Here is a 17,387-nt window from a genome sequence, read left to right as displayed (position 1 = left end):
CAAGTAAAGGAAGCAGGGAAACCACAATGGCGGAACTGACAATTCGCCCGGAGGAGATCCGGGACGCTCTGGGGAAGTTCGTTGAGTCGTACAACCCCGAGAGCTCGGAGAAGACCGAGGTCGGCAAGGTCGTCACCGCTGGTGACGGCATCGCCCACGTCTCCGGTCTCCCGGGCACCATGGCCAATGAGCTCCTCCGGTTCGAAGACGGCACCCTGGGCCTGGCCCAGAACCTCGACGAGCGCGAGATCGGCGTCGTCGTCCTCGGCGACTTCGCAGGCATCGCCGAGGAGCAGGACGTCTACCGCACCGGTGAGGTCCTCTCGATCCCCGTCGGCGACGGCTACCTCGGCCGCGTCGTCGATCCGCTCGGTCGTCCGCTCGACGGCCTCGGCGAAGTCGAGACCGAAGGCCGCCGCGAGCTCGAGCTCCAGGCGCCCGGCGTCATGGACCGCCAGGAAGTCCGCCAGCCGCTGCAGACCGGGTACAAGGCCGTCGACGCCATGATCCCCGTCGGCCGTGGTCAGCGTCAGCTCATCATCGGCGACCGCAAGACCGGCAAGACCGCTCTGGCGATCGACACGATCATCAACCAGCGCGACGCCTGGGCCACCGGTGACCCCGAGCAGCAGGTCCGCTGCATCTACGTCGCCGTCGGCCAGAAGGGCTCGACCGTGGCCAACGTCCGCCGTGCCCTCGAGGAGAACGGCGCACTCGAGTACACGACGATCGTCTCGTCGCCCGCCTCCGACCCGGCCGGCTTCAAGTACCTCGCCCCCTACTCGGGCTCGGCCATCGGCCAGCACTGGATGTACGGCGGCAAGCACGTCCTCATCGTCTTCGACGATCTCTCGAAGCAGGCCGAGGCCTACCGCGCCGTCTCCCTCCTGCTCCGCCGCCCGCCGGGCCGCGAAGCCTACCCGGGTGACGTCTTCTACCTCCACTCGCGCCTCCTCGAGCGCTGCGCGAAGCTCTCCGACGCCCTCGGCGCCGGGTCGATGACCGGTCTGCCGATCATCGAGACGAAGGCCAACGACGTCGGCGCGTTCATCCCGACCAACGTCATCTCGATCACCGACGGACAGATCTTCCTCCAGTCGGATCTGTTCAACTCCGGTCAGCGTCCCGCTGTCGACGTCGGCGTCTCGGTCTCCCGAGTCGGCGGTGCCGCACAGACCAAGGCGCTCAAGGGCGTCTCCGGTACGCTCAAGCTCTCGCTCGCGCAGTACCGTTCGCTCGAGGCCTTCGCGATGTTCGCCTCCGACCTCGACGATGCGACCAAGCGCGACCTCGCCCGCGGTGCCCGCCTCATGGAGCTGCTCAAGCAGCCCCAGTACTCGCCGATGCCGTTCGAGAAGCAGACCGTGTCGATCTTCGCCGGCACCAACGGCTACCTCGACGAGATCGCCGTCTCCGACGTCCTGCGCTGGGAAGCCGAGATGCTCGACATGCTCGAGCGCAAGACCGAGATCCTCACCGTCATCCGCGAGACCAAGAAGCTCGAGGACGACGTCCGCGAGCAGCTCGAGAAGGCGCTGAAGGAGTTCAACGAGAACTGGGTCGCCCAGGAGAACGACGGCTCGCACGTCGGCTCCGAGGATTCGTCCGTGGCCTCGACCGATGAGGTCGAGCAGGAGCAGATCGTTCGGCAGAAGCGTTGAACCTGATCTGTAACGGCGAAAGGAAGAACTGATGGGAGCCCAGCAGAGGGTCTTCAAGCAGAAGATCCGCTCGACTCAGTCCTTGAGGAAGATCTTCAAGGCCATGGAGCTCATCGCCGCGTCCCGGATTCAGAAGGCGATCGCGCGTTCGCAGGCGGCCAGCCCGTATGCCAACGCCCTGACCCGCGCTGTCTCCGCCGTCGCCAGCGAATCGAACGTCGACCATGTGCTGACCTCGGAACCGGACCATGTCACCCGCGCTGCGGTGCTCGTCATCGGTCCGGACCGGGGCTTCGCCGGAGCCTACTCCGCCAACCTCATCCGTGAGTCCGAAGAGCTCGTCCGCCTGCTCAAGGGCGAGGGCAAAGAGGTCGCACTGTTCACGGTCGGCGGCAAGGCCGAGAGCTACTACACCTTCCGCGATCGTCCGATCGTCCAGGCCTGGACCGGGTTCTCCGAGAACCCCACCGCCGAGGACGCCCGCGCGATCGGCGAAGCGCTGCTCAAGGCCTTCGGTGAGGATGCCGCGGACGGCGGTGTGCAGGAGATCTACATGGTCTTCACGCGCTTCGTCTCCTCCGTCAAGCACGACCCGGAGTACCGGCGCCTGCTGCCCCTCGAGGTCGTCGACGCCGACGAGGCCACCACCTCGGCGGGATCGACGGGATCTGCCGATTCCGGCAGCCAGCCGCTCTACGAGTTCGAACCCAGCGCCGAAGCCGTCCTCGACGCGCTTCTGCCCCGGTACATCGACTCGCGGATCCTCTCGGCACTGCTCTCGGCCTCGGCTTCGGAGCAGGCCTCGCGCCAGGCGGCGATGAAGACGGCGACGGACAACGCCGACGACCTCATCAAGACCTACACCCGGCTGGCCAACACGGCCCGTCAGGCGGAAATCACCCAGGAACTCACCGAGATCGTCGGTGGGGCCGACGCCCTTGCGGCATCGGCAGCCGGCGACTGACCGGTACGAGCAGAGAAGAAAGAGACCATGACTGCCACAGTTACGGATAACTCCCCGGCACAGGGCACTGCCCTCGGTCGCATTTCCCGGGTCATCGGCCCGGTCGTCGACGTCGAGTTCCCGCTCGACTCCGTGCCGGAGATCTACAACGCCCTGACCACGACCGTGGAACTGTCCGAAGGCACGCGCAAGCTCACCTTCGAGACCAGCCTCCACCTCGGCAACGGCATCGTCCGCGCCGTCTCCCTGCAGCCGACCGACGGACTCGTCCGCGGTCAGGAGGTCACCGACACCGGATCACCCATCACGGTGCCCGTCGGCGACGTCACCAAGGGACACGTGTGGAATACCACCGGCGACTGCCTCAACCTCGCCGAGGGTGAGACGCTCGACATCAAGGAACGCTGGCCGATCCACCGTCCGGCTCCGGCCTTCGACGAACTCGAGTCGAAGCAGGAGGTCCTCGAGACCGGCATCAAGAGCATCGACCTGCTCACCCCGTACGTCCAGGGTGGAAAGATCGGCCTCTTCGGCGGCGCGGGTGTGGGCAAGACCGTCCTCATCCAGGAGATGATCTACCGCATCGCGCATAACCACTCGGGCACCTCGGTGTTCGCCGGTGTGGGCGAGCGGACCCGTGAGGGCAACGACCTCGTCTTCGAGATGGACGAAGCCGGCGTCTTCGGTGACACCGCCCTCGTCTTCGGCCAGATGGACGAGCCGCCGGGCACGCGCCTGCGCGTGGCCCTGGCCGGGCTGACGATGGCGGAGTACTTCCGCGACGTCGAGAACCAGGACGTGCTCCTGTTCATCGACAACATCTTCCGCTTCACCCAGGCCGGCTCCGAGGTCTCGACCCTGCTCGGTCGCATGCCCTCGGCCGTGGGCTACCAGCCCAACCTCGCCGACGAGATGGGTGTGCTCCAGGAGCGCATCACCTCGACGCGCGGTCACTCGATCACCTCGATGCAGGCGATCTACGTGCCGGCCGACGACTACACCGACCCGGCTCCGGCGACGACCTTCGCCCACCTCGACGCGACCACCGAGCTCAACCGCGACATCGCCTCGCGCGGTCTCTACCCCGCGATCGATCCGCTGACCTCGTCCTCGCGCATCCTCGACCCGCTGGTCGTGGGCGAGGAGCACTACCGCGTGGCCAACGAGGTCAAGGCGATCCTGCAGAAGAACAAGGAGCTGCAGGACATCATCGCCATCCTCGGCGTCGACGAGCTCTCGGAAGAGGACAAGCTCGTCGTCCACCGTGCGCGTCGCATCGAGCAGTTCCTCTCGCAGAACACGTACACCGCGGAGAAGTTCACCGGCGTTCCCGGTTCGACCGTTCCCGTCGCCGAGACCGTCGCGGGCTTCGCGAAGATCGTCTCCGGCGAGGTCGACCACATCCCGGAGCAGGCGTTCTTCAACGTCGGCGGCATGGACGATGTCATGCGCAACTACGAAGAAATGCAGAAGAAGTAAGCCATGGCCGTCCTCGATGTCAACGTCGTCGCAGCCGACCAGGAGGTATGGGTCGGTGAGGCCAAGCGCGTCATCGCCCGTACCCTGGACGGCGAGATCGGCATCCTGCCCGGTCACCAACCCATTCTCGGGGTCGTGGCCGACGGTGAGGCGCGGATTCTCACCACCTCGGATGAGACCATCCGGGTGCAGGCCGACGGGGGTTTCCTCTCGGTCGAGAACAATCGCGTCATCATTGCGGCTGATCAGGCCGAACTTCTCTGATCAGTCAATTACACTTGGCAACCGTGAACCCTTCAGTCCTGCTCATCGTTCTGCTTTCGCTGGTGGGACTGGCGCTTGCCCTGATCGTCGTGGTGACGATCCGGCGCAGGTCGATCTCGAAGTTGTCGGGTGCCTTTGACTGTTCGATCAACGTGGGCGAGGAATCCAGTTCCCGCCCACGTTGGCGTTTGGGCGTTGCGGTCTTCGCCGTGACCTCGCTGGACTGGTATCCCGTCTTCGCCCTCAATCGGCGCGCGGCCGTCCGTCTGCCGCGCGCCGATCTCGACATCCTCGTGCGGCGCAAGCCCACCTCGGGGGAGCAGTACTCGGTGCTGCCCGACGCCGTCGTCGTCGACTGCTCGTACGGCAAAGCCGACGGCCGTCCCCGGAACGTGTCCCTGGCGATGGACACCGAATCCCTGTCGACGATGTCCTCGTGGCTCGAATCCTCGCCCCCCGGCTTCAATCCGACGATGGGACGGTTCACGTAATGGAAGTCCTCCGACTCAAGGGACCCACGCAGCTGCACGGCACCGTGGACGTCCGCGGTGCGAAGAACAGCGTGCTCAAGCTCATGGCGGCCACCCTGCTCGCCGTGGGCCGCTCGACGATCCGGAACGTGCCCGCGATCCTCGACGTGCGGATCATGGTCGAGCTGCTCAGCCGGCTGGGCTGCGCCGTCGACTACGATGCCGAGGCCGGCACCGTGAGCATCGACGTCCCCGCCGAGGTGGGGATCCAGGCCGACTACGAACTCGTCCGCGCGATGCGAGCCTCGATCTCCGTCCTCGGGCCGCTCACCGCGCGGATGCGCGCGGCGCATGTGGCGCTGCCCGGCGGCGATGCGATCGGCTCCCGCGGACTCGATATGCACCAGGCCGGTCTCGAAGCGCTCGGTGCACAGGTCCGCCTCGACCACGGCTACTTCGTCGCCGAGGCCCCGACGGGGCTGACCGGCACGGACATCGCCCTCGACTTCCCCTCGGTGGGCGCCACCGAGAACCTCATCATGGCCGCCACCCTGGCGGAGGGGACGACGACGATCGCGAACGCGGCGAAGGAGCCGGAGATCGTCGACATCTGCCTCATGCTCGTCGAGATGGGCGCGCAGATCGAGGGGATCGGCACCGCCGAGCTCACGATCACCGGCGTCTCCGCGCTGCGCCCCGTCGACCATCGCACGGTGGGCGACAGGATCGTCGCGGGCACCTATGCGTTCGCCGCGGCGCTGAGCGCCGGCGACGTCACCGTCAGGGGAGTGGGGCTGGAGATCATGCCCAACGTCGCGATCAAACTCCGCGATGCCGGGGCCACGGTCGACGACCTCGGCGAGATCGCACTCGGTGACGGCACGATCGGGCGCGGCTTCCGCGTCATCGGGCCCAAGCGTCCCCGGGCGATCCGGGTCGCGACGATGCCGTTCCCGGGGTTCCCGACGGATCTCCAGCCCTTCGTCATCGCCCTCAACGCGGTCTCCGACGGGGTCGGCCTGCTCTCGGAGAACCTCTTCGAGGCCCGCTGGCGCTTCGTCCAGGAGGTCGCCCGTCTAGGCGCGAAGGTCCGCATCGACGGCAACCACGCCCTCGTCACGGGTGTCGAGGAGCTCTCCGGCGCCGAGGTGGAGGCCTCCGACATCCGCGCCGGTGCGGGCCTCGTGCTCGCAGGCCTGCGGGCTGCCGGGGTGACCGAGGTCTCGGGCGTCGACCACATCGACCGCGGGTACGAGGGCTTCGTCGAGAAGCTGCGGGCGCTCGGTGCCGACATCGAGCGCGTCAGCCGCGCCGACGCGCTCAGCTTCGACTGACCGCCGTCTCACTCGGGCGCCCTCGTTTGGGCCGCAGCTCGGATCGAGGCCCGTGCACCGCCCTCAACACGAGCTAAGGCCCAAACGAGATCGTCGACACGCCTGTCCACAAGGGTCGATGCACAAGTGGAGGGTTGTCCACAGGTGCGCTCGACGCCCTTGCGAGGCGAGACAGTCTCGTCCATCCTTGCGATTATGTTCGCGTGTCTGGTGACTGCCGACTTCGACGGTGCCGGGTGGGACTTCCACCGGGTCGGTTCCGCAGTGGGGTGCTGTCTGCGCCGACTGCGACGCGGTCACTATGTCGTCACACGCGTGTGTTCGCGTCCCGAGCACAGCTTCGTCGCCGCGATCGCGGGGGCCGCAACGACCGATCTGCCCGTTGAGACGACCGGGATGCGCAAACGGGTTGAGGACCTGCGGATCCTCGTCCGTTCCTTCGTCGGCGCACTGCCGCGTGACGCAGTGTTCTCCCATCGGAGCGCGCTCATCGTCCACGGACTTCCCGTTCCCTTTCTCGAACGCAGCGATGTCCGCGCCGAGGCGGTCAGCCCCCACTACCCGTCCCGGCAGACCGACCTGGTGATCAGGCTTCGGTCCCTGGACACCGAGGCGGTGACGTCGGTCGGCGGGATCCCGGTGACCTCGCTCCCGCAGACCCTGATCGACGTGGCCCGAGATTGCCCGCTGGACTTCGCCGTGGCTGCAGCCGATGCGGCTGTCCATCAGGGGCTCATCGCGCTCGAGGATCTCCGCGTCTACAGCCGAGCCCATCCGGTCCGCACCGGCCGGCGCCGGATCGACGCGATGCTGGCGAACATCGACGGACGCAGAGAGACAGTGGCCGAATCGATCTGCGCTGTGCGCTTCGTCGAGTATTCGATTCCCGGCTTCGAACCGCAGTTCGTCGTCCGTGACCAGCACGGTCGTTTCCTTGCCCGGTCCGACTTCGGAAACGAAGCCGCGAAGGTCTTAGCCGAATTCGACGGCGCAGGCAAGTACTATCTCGACGGCCAGGACCCGCATCGGGCGTTCGAACAAGAGCGTCGGCGCGAGTATGCGCTGCGCAACGAGGGCTATATGGTCTTCCGCATCCGTTGGCGGGACCTGTTCCGGGCCGACGTCTTCCTCAAGATCAGAGAAGCGGTCCGCAGGCGAGGAGTGACCGGTGACTGACCGCGCTCGATTGGGTCGTAGCGCGGATCGTGGGCGGTGCACGGCCCACGATCCGCGCTGCGGACCAAACGAGCGGCTCAGAACAGGCGGGTCTCCGGATCGTCCATGCCGCGCAGCGCGTCGTAGTCGAGGACGACGCAGCGGATGCCGCGATCCTCGGCGAGCGTCCGCGCCTGGGGCTTGATCTCCTGCGCGGCGAAGACGCCGGTGACCGGGGTGAGCAGCGGATCGCGATTCATCAGCTCGAGGTAGCGGGTGAGCTGTTCGACGCCGTCGATGTCGCCTCGGCGTTTGATCTCCACGGCCACCGAAAGCTGGGCCTCGTCGCGGGCGAGGATGTCGACGGGACCGATCGCGGTCATGTACTCGCGGCGGACGAGGCTGTAGCCGTCGCCGAGGGTGTGGATGTGCTCAGCGAGCAGCTCCTGGAGGTGGGCTTCGACGCCGTCCTTGACCAGCCCGGGATCGACGCCGAGGTCGTGGCTGGTGTCGGAGAGGACGTTCGTGATCGAGATGACGAGTCGGTCGCCGGTCTTCGCCTGCGCGACCGTCCAGACCTCGCTCAGTCCTGCCGCGGCCTGCTCCTCGGTCGGTTCGGCGATCGCCACCGTGGCCGGGGGAGTCATCCAGTTGAGCGGCTTGTACGATCCGCCGTCGGAGTGGATGAGGATCGACCCGTCAGACTTGAGCATGATGAGACGGGTGGCCAGGGGCAGATGCGCGGTCAGACGACCGGCATAATCGACAGAGCATTCAGCTATCACGAGACGCACGCGTCTCACCCTACGTGAGAGAATCCCCTTATGCCACGATCGAACTCCTCGCGTCGCCGGAACAAATGGAGCGCGCCCGCACGGGACCTCTCCGAGTCCGTCAGCGGCATGCGCAGGAGCCGCGACCTGCCCGACGGGACGTGGTCGATTCAGCACGTCGCGGGGAATTCGAGCGGCAAGTCCTACGTGTGCCCCGGCTGCGGTCAGCAGGTCGCAGCGGCGATCGCGCACATCGTCGCGTGGCGGCAGGATGCCGCGCACGGCATCGACATCGGACTCGAATCGCGCAGGCACTGGCACACGAGGTGCTTTCAGCGCTTCCGCTGACGCAGAACGGGCCCGCTCGATCGAGCGGGCCCGTTCCGGACGTTGGCGTCAGTCGGACGCCGGTGTCAGTCGGACTGTGACGTCAGTCGGACGCTGGTGTCAGCGCAGCGAGTTGCGCGAGCGCGCCGCCTTGGGATTGGCACCGGGGCGGTTCGCACCCTGACCGCTGTCTCCCGACTTCGGCGATCCCGAGACCTGGGCGTCGATCGCGATCGTCTCGGCATCCGTGGCGCCGTTGGGCAGATCCTCGGAATCGGTCGCCTCGGCGTCGTCAGCTTCCTCGACGGTCTCAGCCTGCACGGTCTCAGCCTGCACCGTCTCGGTCTCGGCCGTCGCGTCAGAGGACGACGAGCATGCGTCCTCGGCGCCGGCCTCGGAATCCTTCGCCTCGGAATCCTCCTCGGCGGAATCGGCGGCGATGAGATCGGCCAGCGCCTCGCCGTCGGCGATCTGCTCGGTCGCATGCGTCGCGGCTTCGGCCTTCGCGGGATCGACCGCTTCGCCGCCCATCACGCCGGGCATCGCGAAGAGTGAACGCAACTGGTCGAGCTGCGCGGTGATCGTCTTGCGCTGCTTCGTGAGCAGGTCGACCTGCGACTGTGCGGAGGCGACGTTGCGCTTGGCTTCGGCAGCCGATTCCTCGATCGTCGCCTCGGCGGTCGCACGCGCCTCCGAGATGAGCGTCTGCGCGCGGGTCTTGCCGTCGGCGATGATCTCGTCGGCCTTCGTCACGGCCTCGGCGCGCGTCGTCTCTGCACGTTCCGCGGCGGTCTTCGCCTCGGCGTCGGCCTTCGCCGCGCGCTCCTGCGCCTCTTCGATGAGCTTCTTGTTCTCCGCCTGCGCCGTGTCGTAGCGCTGCTTGCGCTCGGCCTCGGCCTCCTGGCGCTTCGTCGCGAGTTCGACGTCGAGGTCGTTTGCGGCCTTCTTCGATGCCTCATCGCGCGACTTCGCCGAGGAGAGCAGCTCGTCGGCCTGGGCCTGAGCGGCGGCGATCGTCTCGTCGGCCTGGGTCTTCGCCTCGGCGCGGAGGTCGGTGGCCTCCTTCTGGGCGGCGGCACGCAGTTCGGAGAGCTCGTGCTCGAGGCTCTCGCGGGCGTCCTTCGACGCGGCGTCGTTGGCTTCCTTGGCCTGTGCCGACTCACGTTCGGCGGTGGCCTTGAGTTCGGCGGCGCGCTTCTCCGCGGACTTCACGGCCTCCTCGGCGCGCAGCTCGGCCGAGCTGATGATCGCATCGGCCTCCGAACGCGCGTTGTTGAGGGTGTCGTTGCTCTCCGTGTGCATGCGCGCACGGGCCGAAGCCGCCTCGGCGCGAGCCTTGTTGCGGATCGTCTCGGCATCGGAGTTCGCCTGAGCCAGCGTCTCGCGGGCCTGGGATTCGGCGATCTTGAGCAGATGGTCGATGCGGCTTCCGGGGGGACCGGCCGCCTCGGCGTTCTCATTGGCCGCCTTCTTCAGCTGAGCCTTCGCCTCGGACAGCTCGCCGGCGATCTGAAGCTTCGCGCGATCGGCGTTGATGACCTGACTGCGAGCATCCGACAGCGCCTTCCGCACGGATTCGATCTCCGTCCGCAGCTGCTGCAGCCGGGAATCGACTTCGCTCTTCTCGTACCCGCGCATCGCTGTGCGGAATTCTTCGGTGGGCGTCACTGAAGCTGACTCCTGTCGTGTCAAAGGGGATGTGGTCATGCCTGCGCGTTCCCTACTCTATCGGACTCAAGATGAGTGTTGTGTCCGAATCCGGCCTGCGGAGGGCCGCCTCGGCGACCCCGGTGACGAAGGCCACAGAGGCCTCGACTACCCTTGACTCAACAGCTCTCCGCGTGCGCGGCCGCCGACTGCGGCTGCTCGACGGAGCCACAGTCCTTCGAGGAGGAAACATGACTGAAGCAGTGATCGTCTCCGGTGCGCGCACCCCGTTCGGGCGGCTCCAGGGAGCACTCGGCACGCAGACGGCGGTCAACCTGGGCGCCGCCGCGATCAAGGGCGCGCTCGACCGCGCGGGCATCTCCGGTGACCAGGTCGAATACGTCATCATGGGCCAGGTCCTCCAGGCCGGCCTCGGTCAGGGACCGGCACGTCAGGCCTCCGCCGAGGCGGGCATCCCGATGAGCGTGCCGGCGATCACGATCAATAAGCTGTGCCTCTCGGGCATCAATGCGATCACCCAGGCAGCGCAGCTGGTCCGGGCAGGGGAGTACGACGTCGTCGTCGCCGGCGGACAGGAGTCGATGACCCTGGCCCCGCACCTGCTCGAGAAGTCCCGCGCCGGGTACAAGTACGGCGACGTCGTCGTCAAGGACCACATGGACTACGACGGCCTCTGGGACGCGTTCACCGATCAGGCCATGGGCGGTCTCACCGAGGACGCGAACAAGGGCGAGTCCGAGTTCTCCCGCGAGGAGCAGGACGCCTTCGCCGCCCAGTCGCATCAGCGGGCCGCCGCCGGCTGGGAGAAGGGCGCGTTCGAGAACGAGGTCGTGCCCGTGACGATCTCGACCCGCAAGGGCGACGTCACCGTCTCCGTCGACGAGGGCGTGCGCCCGGACACGACGGTCGAGTCGATGGCGAAGCTGCGTCCGGCCTTCCGCAAGGACGGTGCGATCACCGCCGGCAACGCCTCGCAGATCTCCGACGGCGCGGCCGCCGTCGTCGTCATGTCCCGGGAGAAGGCCGAGGAGCTCGGTGCCCCGATCCTCGCCGAGATCCGCGCCCACGGCTGGACGGCCGGACCCGACTCGACGCTGCAGCACCAGCCTTCGCAGGCGATCCGCAAGGCCGCCGAGGCCGAAGGTGTGGCCGCCGACTCGTTCGACCTCTACGAGATCAACGAGGCGTTCGCCGCCGTGGGGCTGGCGAGCACGAAGGACCTCGGCATCGATCCGGAGAAGGTCAACGTCAACGGCGGAGCGATCGCGCTCGGCCACCCCATCGGTGCCTCGGGCGCCCGCATCGTCCTCACCCTCGCGCTCGAACTCCAGCGCCGAGGCGGGGGCACCGGAGTCGCTGCCCTCTGCGGCGGCGGTGGGCAGGGTGATTCGCTCATCATCACCGTTCCGGAACAGGGCTGAGGCCAGGGAGCCGACGGGCTGCCGAGGTCGACGAGGAGACCCGACCGATGGGCCCGACAACGGGGGAGCGGGGCGACGTCAGTGCGACGCGCTCCGCTCCGGTCGTGCCCAGGTCGGAACTGCGGGCTGTTCCGCAGATCGTCAGCGTCGCCTGCGATGGGGAGCACGGCTTCTCCAAGCCCGTCCGGGAGTCGATCGAACTCATTGAGGGTCTCGGCGTGCGCGGCGATGCCCATGCGGGGGTGACCGTCCAGCATCGCTCGCGCCTGGAGAGGACGCCGTCTGCTCCGAATCTGCGCCAGGTCCATCTCCTCCATTCCGAACTCTTCGACGAGCTTGCCGAGGCAGGATTCGCCGTCGGCCCGGGTCAGTTGGGGGAGAACATCACGACGGCAGGCCTCGACCTTCTCGGGCTCCCTGTCGGCACTCGGCTGACGATCGGCGCCGCCGTCATCACGCTCACCGGACTGCGCAATCCGTGCGCACAGATCGACTCATGGCAGTCCGGTCTCCTGCGCCACGTCGTCTCGCGCGACGGCGAGGGTGAGGTCGTGCGGCGCGCCGGGGTGATGGGGATCGTCTCCCGCGGCGGGATCGTTCGATCAGGAGACACCATCACTGTCGGGGTGCCGACAGGGGAGCATCAGCCCTTGGCTCCGGTGTGATGACGACTCACCAGTCACGACACAACAGTAAGGAGACCCACCATGCTTCTCGCATTCTCAGTCGCCCCGAGCGGCGGCGACAGCGCTGACGGTTCGGTCCACGAGGCCGTGGCCGCGGCCGTCGAGGTCGTCCGCGACTCCGGGCTGCCCAACCGCACGACGAGCATGTTCACCGAGATCGAAGGGACCTGGGACGAGGTCTTCGACGTCGTCAAGCGGGCCACCGAGGCGGTCGCGCCCTTCGGCACTCGGATCTCACTCGTCATCAAGGCCGACATCCGACCGGGCCGGGACGGCGAGATCGAGGCGAAGGTCGACCGTCTCGAAGAGGCGATCGAAGCCCGCCGAAAGGTTTCCGACCAGTAGGCAGTGACGCGGATCGCAATCGGGTCTATCCTCGGCTTAAGGAAGAAGGAGGATGACCCATGAAGAATGGATCCGCATATTTCACCACAGCCACTGCTCTGACCATGATCGCCCTGCTCGGGTTCATGGTTGCGGGGTTCGTCCCGATCGCGGCCGAGGTCGCCTTCGGCGTCGAGGCCCTCGCGGTCTTCCTCGCGCTCACGGGTGTCGTCATCCTCGCGCTCGTCACGATCCGCAAGGCATTGGAGAAAGCCGGCAGCGACCACTGACGCCCGCCCCTTCACGCGGTCCCGCACGCCCCCGGTCTCAGACCCGGCAGGGCGAGTGCGGGGCCGCTTTCGTCTGCCCACAGCTCATCGGTTACGATGTGTGGGCCTCCGTAGCTCAGTCGGATAGAGCAACCGCCTTCTAAGCGGTAGGTCGCGGGTTCGAGCCCCGCCGGGGGCGCAGTGTGCAGGCAATTGTCCCTCGTCACGGCGTGCCTCGTGGTGCTCATCTGTGAAAACAGGGAAAGTGGATGCGTGATGACAGACAGCGGAAATGCCGTGACGCCACCGGTGGGCGGAGCACTGAGCGATATCGCGAAGAAGCTCTCCGAGACCCGGTTCACCCTGCAGACCGAGGACGCGACCGCCGGCCGTCGCCTGCTTTCGTCTCTGACCTCGGAGATGGACGACTTCATCCTCCCGCGGATCAACCGCGCCCCGGCTCCCTTCCTCATCGCCGTCGGCGGATCGACAGGGGCCGGGAAGTCGACCCTGGTCAATTCCCTCGTCGGCCGCATCGTCAGCCCGGCCGGGGTGCGTCGGCCGACGACGGCCAATCCGATCGTCATCCACAATCCCGCCGACGCCAAGCATTTCGAGGCCCAGACCTTCCTCGGCGACCTGCCGCGTAGCTCCGATCCCGAGTCGACGTCCCCGGCCCTCGTCCTCGTCCCCGACGCCGACATCGCCCCGGGCACGGCCATCCTCGACTGCCCTGACATCGACTCGATCGCCGAATCCAATCGCGACCTCGCCCGGCGCATCCTCATGTGCGCCGACCTCTGGCTGTTCGTCACCACGGCCAACCGGTACGCCGACGCCGCCCCGTGGGCCCTGCTGCGCGAGGCCGCCGACCGGAGCACCTCGGTGGCCATCGTCCTCGACCGCGTGCCCCCGGAGGCGAACCGCGAAGTCCGCCACCACCTCTCCCATCTGCTCTCCGAGGCGGGACTGGCCCAGTCGCCGATCTTCTCCGTCGCCGAGCTCCCGCTCGAGGACGGTCTCCTCCCGCACACCGCCGTCTACCCGATCCAATCGTGGATCCGCGAGGTCAGCGCCGAGGCGGACTCCCGCGCCCGCATCCGCCGCCGCACGCTGACCGGGGCCATCGGCTCCCTGCCCGGTCGGGTCGACGCCCTCGCCGAGGCGGCCGAATCCCAGGAGCGCGCACACGCCGAGCTCGCGGGGATCGTCGACGAGCGCTTCCGCGCCGCCCACGAGTCACTGGCCACCGTCGTCACCGACGGACGCATCCTCCACGGCGCCGTCAACGCCCGCTGGCAGGACTTCGTCGGCACCGGTCAGCTCTTCCGCGGCCTCGAGCCGACGATGGCCCGGATGCGCGACCGCATCTCCGCGGCGGTGACCGGCAAGCACGATGCCGCAGCCCCCCTGCACGTCGCGATCCTCCGCAGCGCGGCGATCACCCTGCGTGAGGCGGCCGTCGACGTCGTCGACGTCGTCGCCGACGACTGGCGCCGCATTCCCGCCGGTGACGCCCTCGTCGAATCCGAACCGGCGCTGCACAATCCCTCCGCGGAACTCGAGGACCGCGTCAAGGACGCCGTGAGCGGCTGGTCGAACGAGGTCAACGCGCTGGTCCGCGACATCGGGCAGGGGAAGAAGTCGAAGGCGAGGATCCTCTCCTTCGGCGTCGGCGGCGTCTGCGCCGTCCTCGAATACGCGACCTTCTGGGACCCACGGCACACCTCGTCGCACGACGCCGCCTCCCGCTCGGGCGCCGGAGTCGCGCTCAGCCTCGCCGGGACGATCTTCGGCGAAGAGGAGGCCGTCAACCTCATCGCCTCGATCCGCGACCGCTTCCTCACCGCTGCGGCCGGCATCGTCGGCGACTGCCGCATCCCATTCGACCAAGCACTACGACTGACAGCGGTTCCCACCAGGCAGTCCGGAGCACTCCGCACCGCCGGCGTCCGCCTCGAGGAGGCATTGTGAACGATTCGGCCCAGTCCGAGATCAGGCGACTCGCCGAGGGCATCCGCCATTCGCTGGCCCTCGAGGACGACAGGATCAGCGCCGAGGTGCGCGCGGACGCGGCGAGCCTGCTCGAGCGGGCCGACGATCGCCTCGACCTCGGCGAGGACTTCACCGTCGTCGCCTTCGCCGGATCGACCGGCTCGGGCAAGTCGTCCCTGTTCAACGCCGTCGCCGGCCTCGACATCGCCCGTGTGGGCGTGCGCCGTCCCACGACCTCACGGCCGACGGCCTGCGTGTGGGGCGACGGCGGTACCGAGATCCTCGACTGGCTCTCCGTGCCCCCGCGCAGTCGGACTTGGCGCGAATCCGCCCTCGACGGCGACGACCAGCGCCGCCTGCACGGACTCATCCTCCTCGACCTGCCCGACCACGACTCCACCGCCGTCGAGCACCGCGTCGAATCGGACCGCCTCGTCGGCCTCGTCGACGTCGTCTTCTGGGTCGTCGACCCGCAGAAGTACGCGGACTTCTCCCTCCATTCGGAGTATCTGACGAAACTGGCGGAGAACAGCGCGAACATGGTCGTCGTCCTCAACCAGGTCGACAAGCTCAGCCTCGAGGAGCAGAAGGCCGCCGCCGCGCACCTGCGTCAGCTGCTCAACGAGGACGGACTCACCGACACCGCGGTGCGCCTGTCCTCCGCGGTGACGCGCGAGGGGATCCCGGAGATCCGCTCGATCCTCGCCGACACCCTCGATTCCAAGCAGGCCGCCGCCGAACGCCTGCTCTCGGACATGCAGGCGATGGCGCGTCGCATCCGCGGCGAACTCGGTGAACCGGTCGCCACCCCCGATGAGCTGCCCGGCGCCGCGCACCTGATGCAGACGATGTCGGAGGCCGCCGGCGTCGAGGCGGTCGCGCAGACCGTCCACGACGACTACATCCGCCGCGCCTACCGGCGCACCGGCTATCCGCTGCTCGCCTGGATGCAGCGCAACGCCCCGGACCCCCTCGGCGCCAAGCACGGGGACAACCGCGACGAGCTCGTCCGCGCCTCGGTGCCGGCGACGAGCAAGACGCAGAGCTCCCAGGTCCGGCTCATGGCCCACGACCTCATCACGGAGTCCGTCTCGACCCTGCCCAGGCCTTGGCAGGCCGCGGCCGCCGAGGCGGAGCGGACGAGCACGAATCAGCTCGCCGACACCCTCGACTCGGCCGTCACGGCTGTGGATATCGAACGCCGAACCCCCGGCTGGTGGTCGCTTGCGAACGTCCTCCAGGTCATCTTCTTCCTCGCCACGATCATCGGGGCGCTCGGGCTCATCGTCGTCGCCGCCCTTGAACTCGCCGCCCCGGGTGCGATGCCGTGGTGGACGTGGGCGGTGACGATCGGCGTCCTCGTCCTCGGCATCCTCGGGTCGGTCATCACCTCGGTGAGCGCCCGAAACGCGCGGAACAAGGGCGCGAACGAGGCCGCCGCGGCCGTCGACGCCGACCTGCGATCGGCGGTGGCGCATGCGGCGCAGAGTTCGTACCTGCAGCCGGTCAACGCGGTCATCGCCACGCACCGCGACGCGTATCAGCGCCTCGCCTGAGACTCATCCTCACAGGCCCGCTCACTCGTGTGCTCCGGCCCTGTGGACGCATAACCGCCGTCCACAGGGCCTTTTCGCACCCTCGACAGCTCTGCGTCGACCGCGCTGTGCTGGAGGGACCCCTGGCGGGCGCGACCAGACGGTTCCCGCCGCCCCAGAGCAGAGCGAGGAATGAGCAATGTCGAACATCCCCATCACCGTGTGCGGCACAGTCGCAACCGTCCCACAGCCCCGGACCCTGCCGACCGGACGCCCATGCGCGTCGTTCCGGCTCGCCGTCAACCACTGGCGGGTGGACAAGCAGACCGGTGAGTTCGTCACCGACACGACCTCGTGGTTCGGTATCGACTGCTACGGGCAGCTGGCGAGCAACGTCGGCTCCTCGGTCAGCCTCGGCATGAACGTCGTCGTCCAGGGCCACCTGCGCATCCGCAGATGGGAGTCCGGGGAGCGCTCGGGCATCGCACCGACGATCATCGCCGACCACCTCGGTCCCGACCTCAAGTACGGCACCGCGCACTACGTCAAGGTGCCGGGACCGAACGCGGCGAAGCCGTCGTCCGCTCCCCAGGCCGGTGAGGCCTCATCGTCGGGCTGGGGTGGGATCGCCGACGATCCGGCCGCACGCGTCGGTGCGGGCCCGTTCGGAGCGGACGGAGGCGATGCGGGGACGTTCGAGACGACAGAAGGGGTGTCGGTCGCCGCGGCCACCGTCTCTCCGGGCTTCAGCACCGACGCAGAGTCAAGCGGTTACGTCGACGGTGACGCGGATGTCGACGACCGCGACGATCAGGACTCCGTGGCAGACGGCGGATTCGGCGAGGACGATGGTCGCAGCGGCGACGATGATGGCCGTGCCGACGATCGCGGCGAGTTCTCCGCCACCGGAGCCGGCGGCCCTGACGTCGACGACGATGGGGAGGAGTCCGACGACGGCATCGCGGGCGCGACGGTCGCCGCTGCCGCCCCGTTCTGATCCCTGTGAACGGATGCATCAGTCGTGGCGACCCGCACGATGAGGCGGGCGACCCGGACGAGGAG

General features: G+C 68.0%; 17 protein-coding genes and 1 tRNA gene. 16 read left to right on the top strand and 2 right to left on the bottom strand.

The genetic code is table 11. From position 1 onward, the window contains the following. The first annotated feature begins 26 nt into the window (after positions 1 to 26). From atpA to AACX88_RS04240, 7 genes are all read left to right on the top strand, one after another. Positions 27 to 1,661 (top strand): F0F1 ATP synthase subunit alpha, encoded by a 1,635-nt coding sequence (gene atpA / locus AACX88_RS04270; RefSeq protein ID WP_339391857.1) that lies wholly within the window; start codon positions 27 to 29, stop codon positions 1,659 to 1,661. 31 nt (positions 1,662 to 1,692) lie between these two features. Beyond that, positions 1,693 to 2,625, top strand: coding sequence for a F0F1 ATP synthase subunit gamma (locus tag AACX88_RS04265; protein ID WP_339391856.1), 933 nt, complete (start codon positions 1,693 to 1,695; stop codon positions 2,623 to 2,625). A gap of 27 nt (positions 2,626 to 2,652) precedes the next feature. Then, the gene (atpD, locus tag AACX88_RS04260; RefSeq protein WP_339391855.1) at positions 2,653 to 4,104 is read left to right on the top strand and encodes a F0F1 ATP synthase subunit beta; all 1,452 of its coding nucleotides are present in this window, start codon (positions 2,653 to 2,655) and stop codon (positions 4,102 to 4,104) included. 3 nt (positions 4,105 to 4,107) lie between these two features. Next, the gene (locus tag AACX88_RS04255; RefSeq protein WP_339391854.1) at positions 4,108 to 4,368 is read left to right on the top strand and encodes a F0F1 ATP synthase subunit epsilon; all 261 of its coding nucleotides are present in this window, start codon (positions 4,108 to 4,110) and stop codon (positions 4,366 to 4,368) included. Positions 4,369 to 4,391: 23 nt separating this feature from the next. Beyond that, entirely contained in the window at positions 4,392 to 4,859 is a 468-nt protein-coding gene (locus tag AACX88_RS04250) for a DUF2550 domain-containing protein (RefSeq protein ID WP_339391853.1), read from the top strand. Beyond that, on the top strand, positions 4,859 to 6,172 hold the full coding sequence (gene murA / locus AACX88_RS04245) for a UDP-N-acetylglucosamine 1-carboxyvinyltransferase (RefSeq protein ID WP_339391852.1): 1,314 nt from the start codon (positions 4,859 to 4,861) through the stop codon (positions 6,170 to 6,172). The genes AACX88_RS04250 and murA overlap by 1 nt, the downstream gene beginning before the upstream one ends. 210 nt (positions 6,173 to 6,382) lie before the next feature. Further along, positions 6,383 to 7,348 (top strand): hypothetical protein, encoded by a 966-nt coding sequence (locus AACX88_RS04240; protein ID WP_339391851.1) that lies wholly within the window; start codon positions 6,383 to 6,385, stop codon positions 7,346 to 7,348. Between the two features lie 77 nt (positions 7,349 to 7,425). On the opposite strand, the gene nucS is transcribed toward AACX88_RS04240, so the two are convergent. Beyond that, positions 7,426 to 8,121 (bottom strand): endonuclease NucS, encoded by a 696-nt coding sequence (nucS, locus tag AACX88_RS04235; RefSeq protein ID WP_339391850.1) that lies wholly within the window; start codon positions 8,119 to 8,121, stop codon positions 7,426 to 7,428. Between the two features lie 30 nt (positions 8,122 to 8,151). Between nucS and AACX88_RS04230 the strand changes: the two genes are divergently transcribed. Then, positions 8,152 to 8,448, top strand: coding sequence for a hypothetical protein (locus AACX88_RS04230; RefSeq protein WP_339391849.1), 297 nt, complete (start codon positions 8,152 to 8,154; stop codon positions 8,446 to 8,448). 99 nt (positions 8,449 to 8,547) lie between these two features. On the opposite strand, the gene AACX88_RS04225 is transcribed toward AACX88_RS04230, so the two are convergent. Then, on the bottom strand, positions 8,548 to 10,095 hold the full coding sequence (locus AACX88_RS04225; protein WP_339391848.1) for a coiled-coil domain-containing protein: 1,548 nt from the start codon (positions 10,093 to 10,095) through the stop codon (positions 8,548 to 8,550). A gap of 230 nt (positions 10,096 to 10,325) precedes the next feature. On the opposite strand from AACX88_RS04225, the gene AACX88_RS04220 reads away from it, so the two are divergent. The 8 genes from AACX88_RS04220 (at position 10,326) to AACX88_RS04185 (ending at position 17,322) form a co-directional block, all read left to right on the top strand. Continuing rightward, positions 10,326 to 11,516, top strand: coding sequence for an acetyl-CoA C-acetyltransferase (locus AACX88_RS04220; RefSeq protein ID WP_339391847.1), 1,191 nt, complete (start codon positions 10,326 to 10,328; stop codon positions 11,514 to 11,516). Between the two features lie 47 nt (positions 11,517 to 11,563). Continuing rightward, on the top strand, positions 11,564 to 12,181 hold the full coding sequence (locus AACX88_RS04215) for an MOSC domain-containing protein (protein ID WP_339391846.1): 618 nt from the start codon (positions 11,564 to 11,566) through the stop codon (positions 12,179 to 12,181). A gap of 42 nt (positions 12,182 to 12,223) precedes the next feature. After that, positions 12,224 to 12,547 carry a thiamine-binding protein gene (locus tag AACX88_RS04210; RefSeq protein WP_339391845.1) on the top strand — a complete coding sequence of 108 codons (324 nt, stop codon included), beginning with the start codon at positions 12,224 to 12,226 and terminating at the stop codon, positions 12,545 to 12,547. A gap of 59 nt (positions 12,548 to 12,606) precedes the next feature. Beyond that, complete coding sequence (locus AACX88_RS04205) at positions 12,607 to 12,816, top strand: hypothetical protein (protein WP_339391844.1); 210 nt, start codon at positions 12,607 to 12,609, stop codon at positions 12,814 to 12,816. A gap of 104 nt (positions 12,817 to 12,920) precedes the next feature. Then, positions 12,921 to 12,994 (top strand) — tRNA-Arg (locus AACX88_RS04200). 77 nt (positions 12,995 to 13,071) lie between these two features. Next, a complete protein-coding gene (locus tag AACX88_RS04195; protein ID WP_339391843.1) occupies positions 13,072 to 14,769 on the top strand; it encodes a dynamin family protein in 1,698 nt (565 codons plus the stop codon). Further along, positions 14,766 to 16,346: a GTPase gene (locus AACX88_RS04190; protein WP_339391842.1), complete on the top strand. Its 1,581-nt coding sequence runs from the start codon at positions 14,766 to 14,768 to the stop codon at positions 16,344 to 16,346. The genes AACX88_RS04195 and AACX88_RS04190 overlap by 4 nt, the downstream gene beginning before the upstream one ends. A gap of 178 nt (positions 16,347 to 16,524) precedes the next feature. Further along, a complete protein-coding gene (locus AACX88_RS04185) occupies positions 16,525 to 17,322 on the top strand; it encodes a single-stranded DNA-binding protein (RefSeq protein WP_339391841.1) in 798 nt (265 codons plus the stop codon). The last annotated feature ends 65 nt before the right edge of the window (positions 17,323 to 17,387 follow it).

Origin of the sequence: Brevibacterium metallidurans, from assembly GCF_037101285.1 — a bacterium.
Lineage (GTDB): Bacteria > Actinomycetota > Actinomycetes > Actinomycetales > Brevibacteriaceae > Brevibacterium > Brevibacterium metallidurans.
This window is presented reverse-complemented; position numbering and strand designations above follow the sequence as displayed.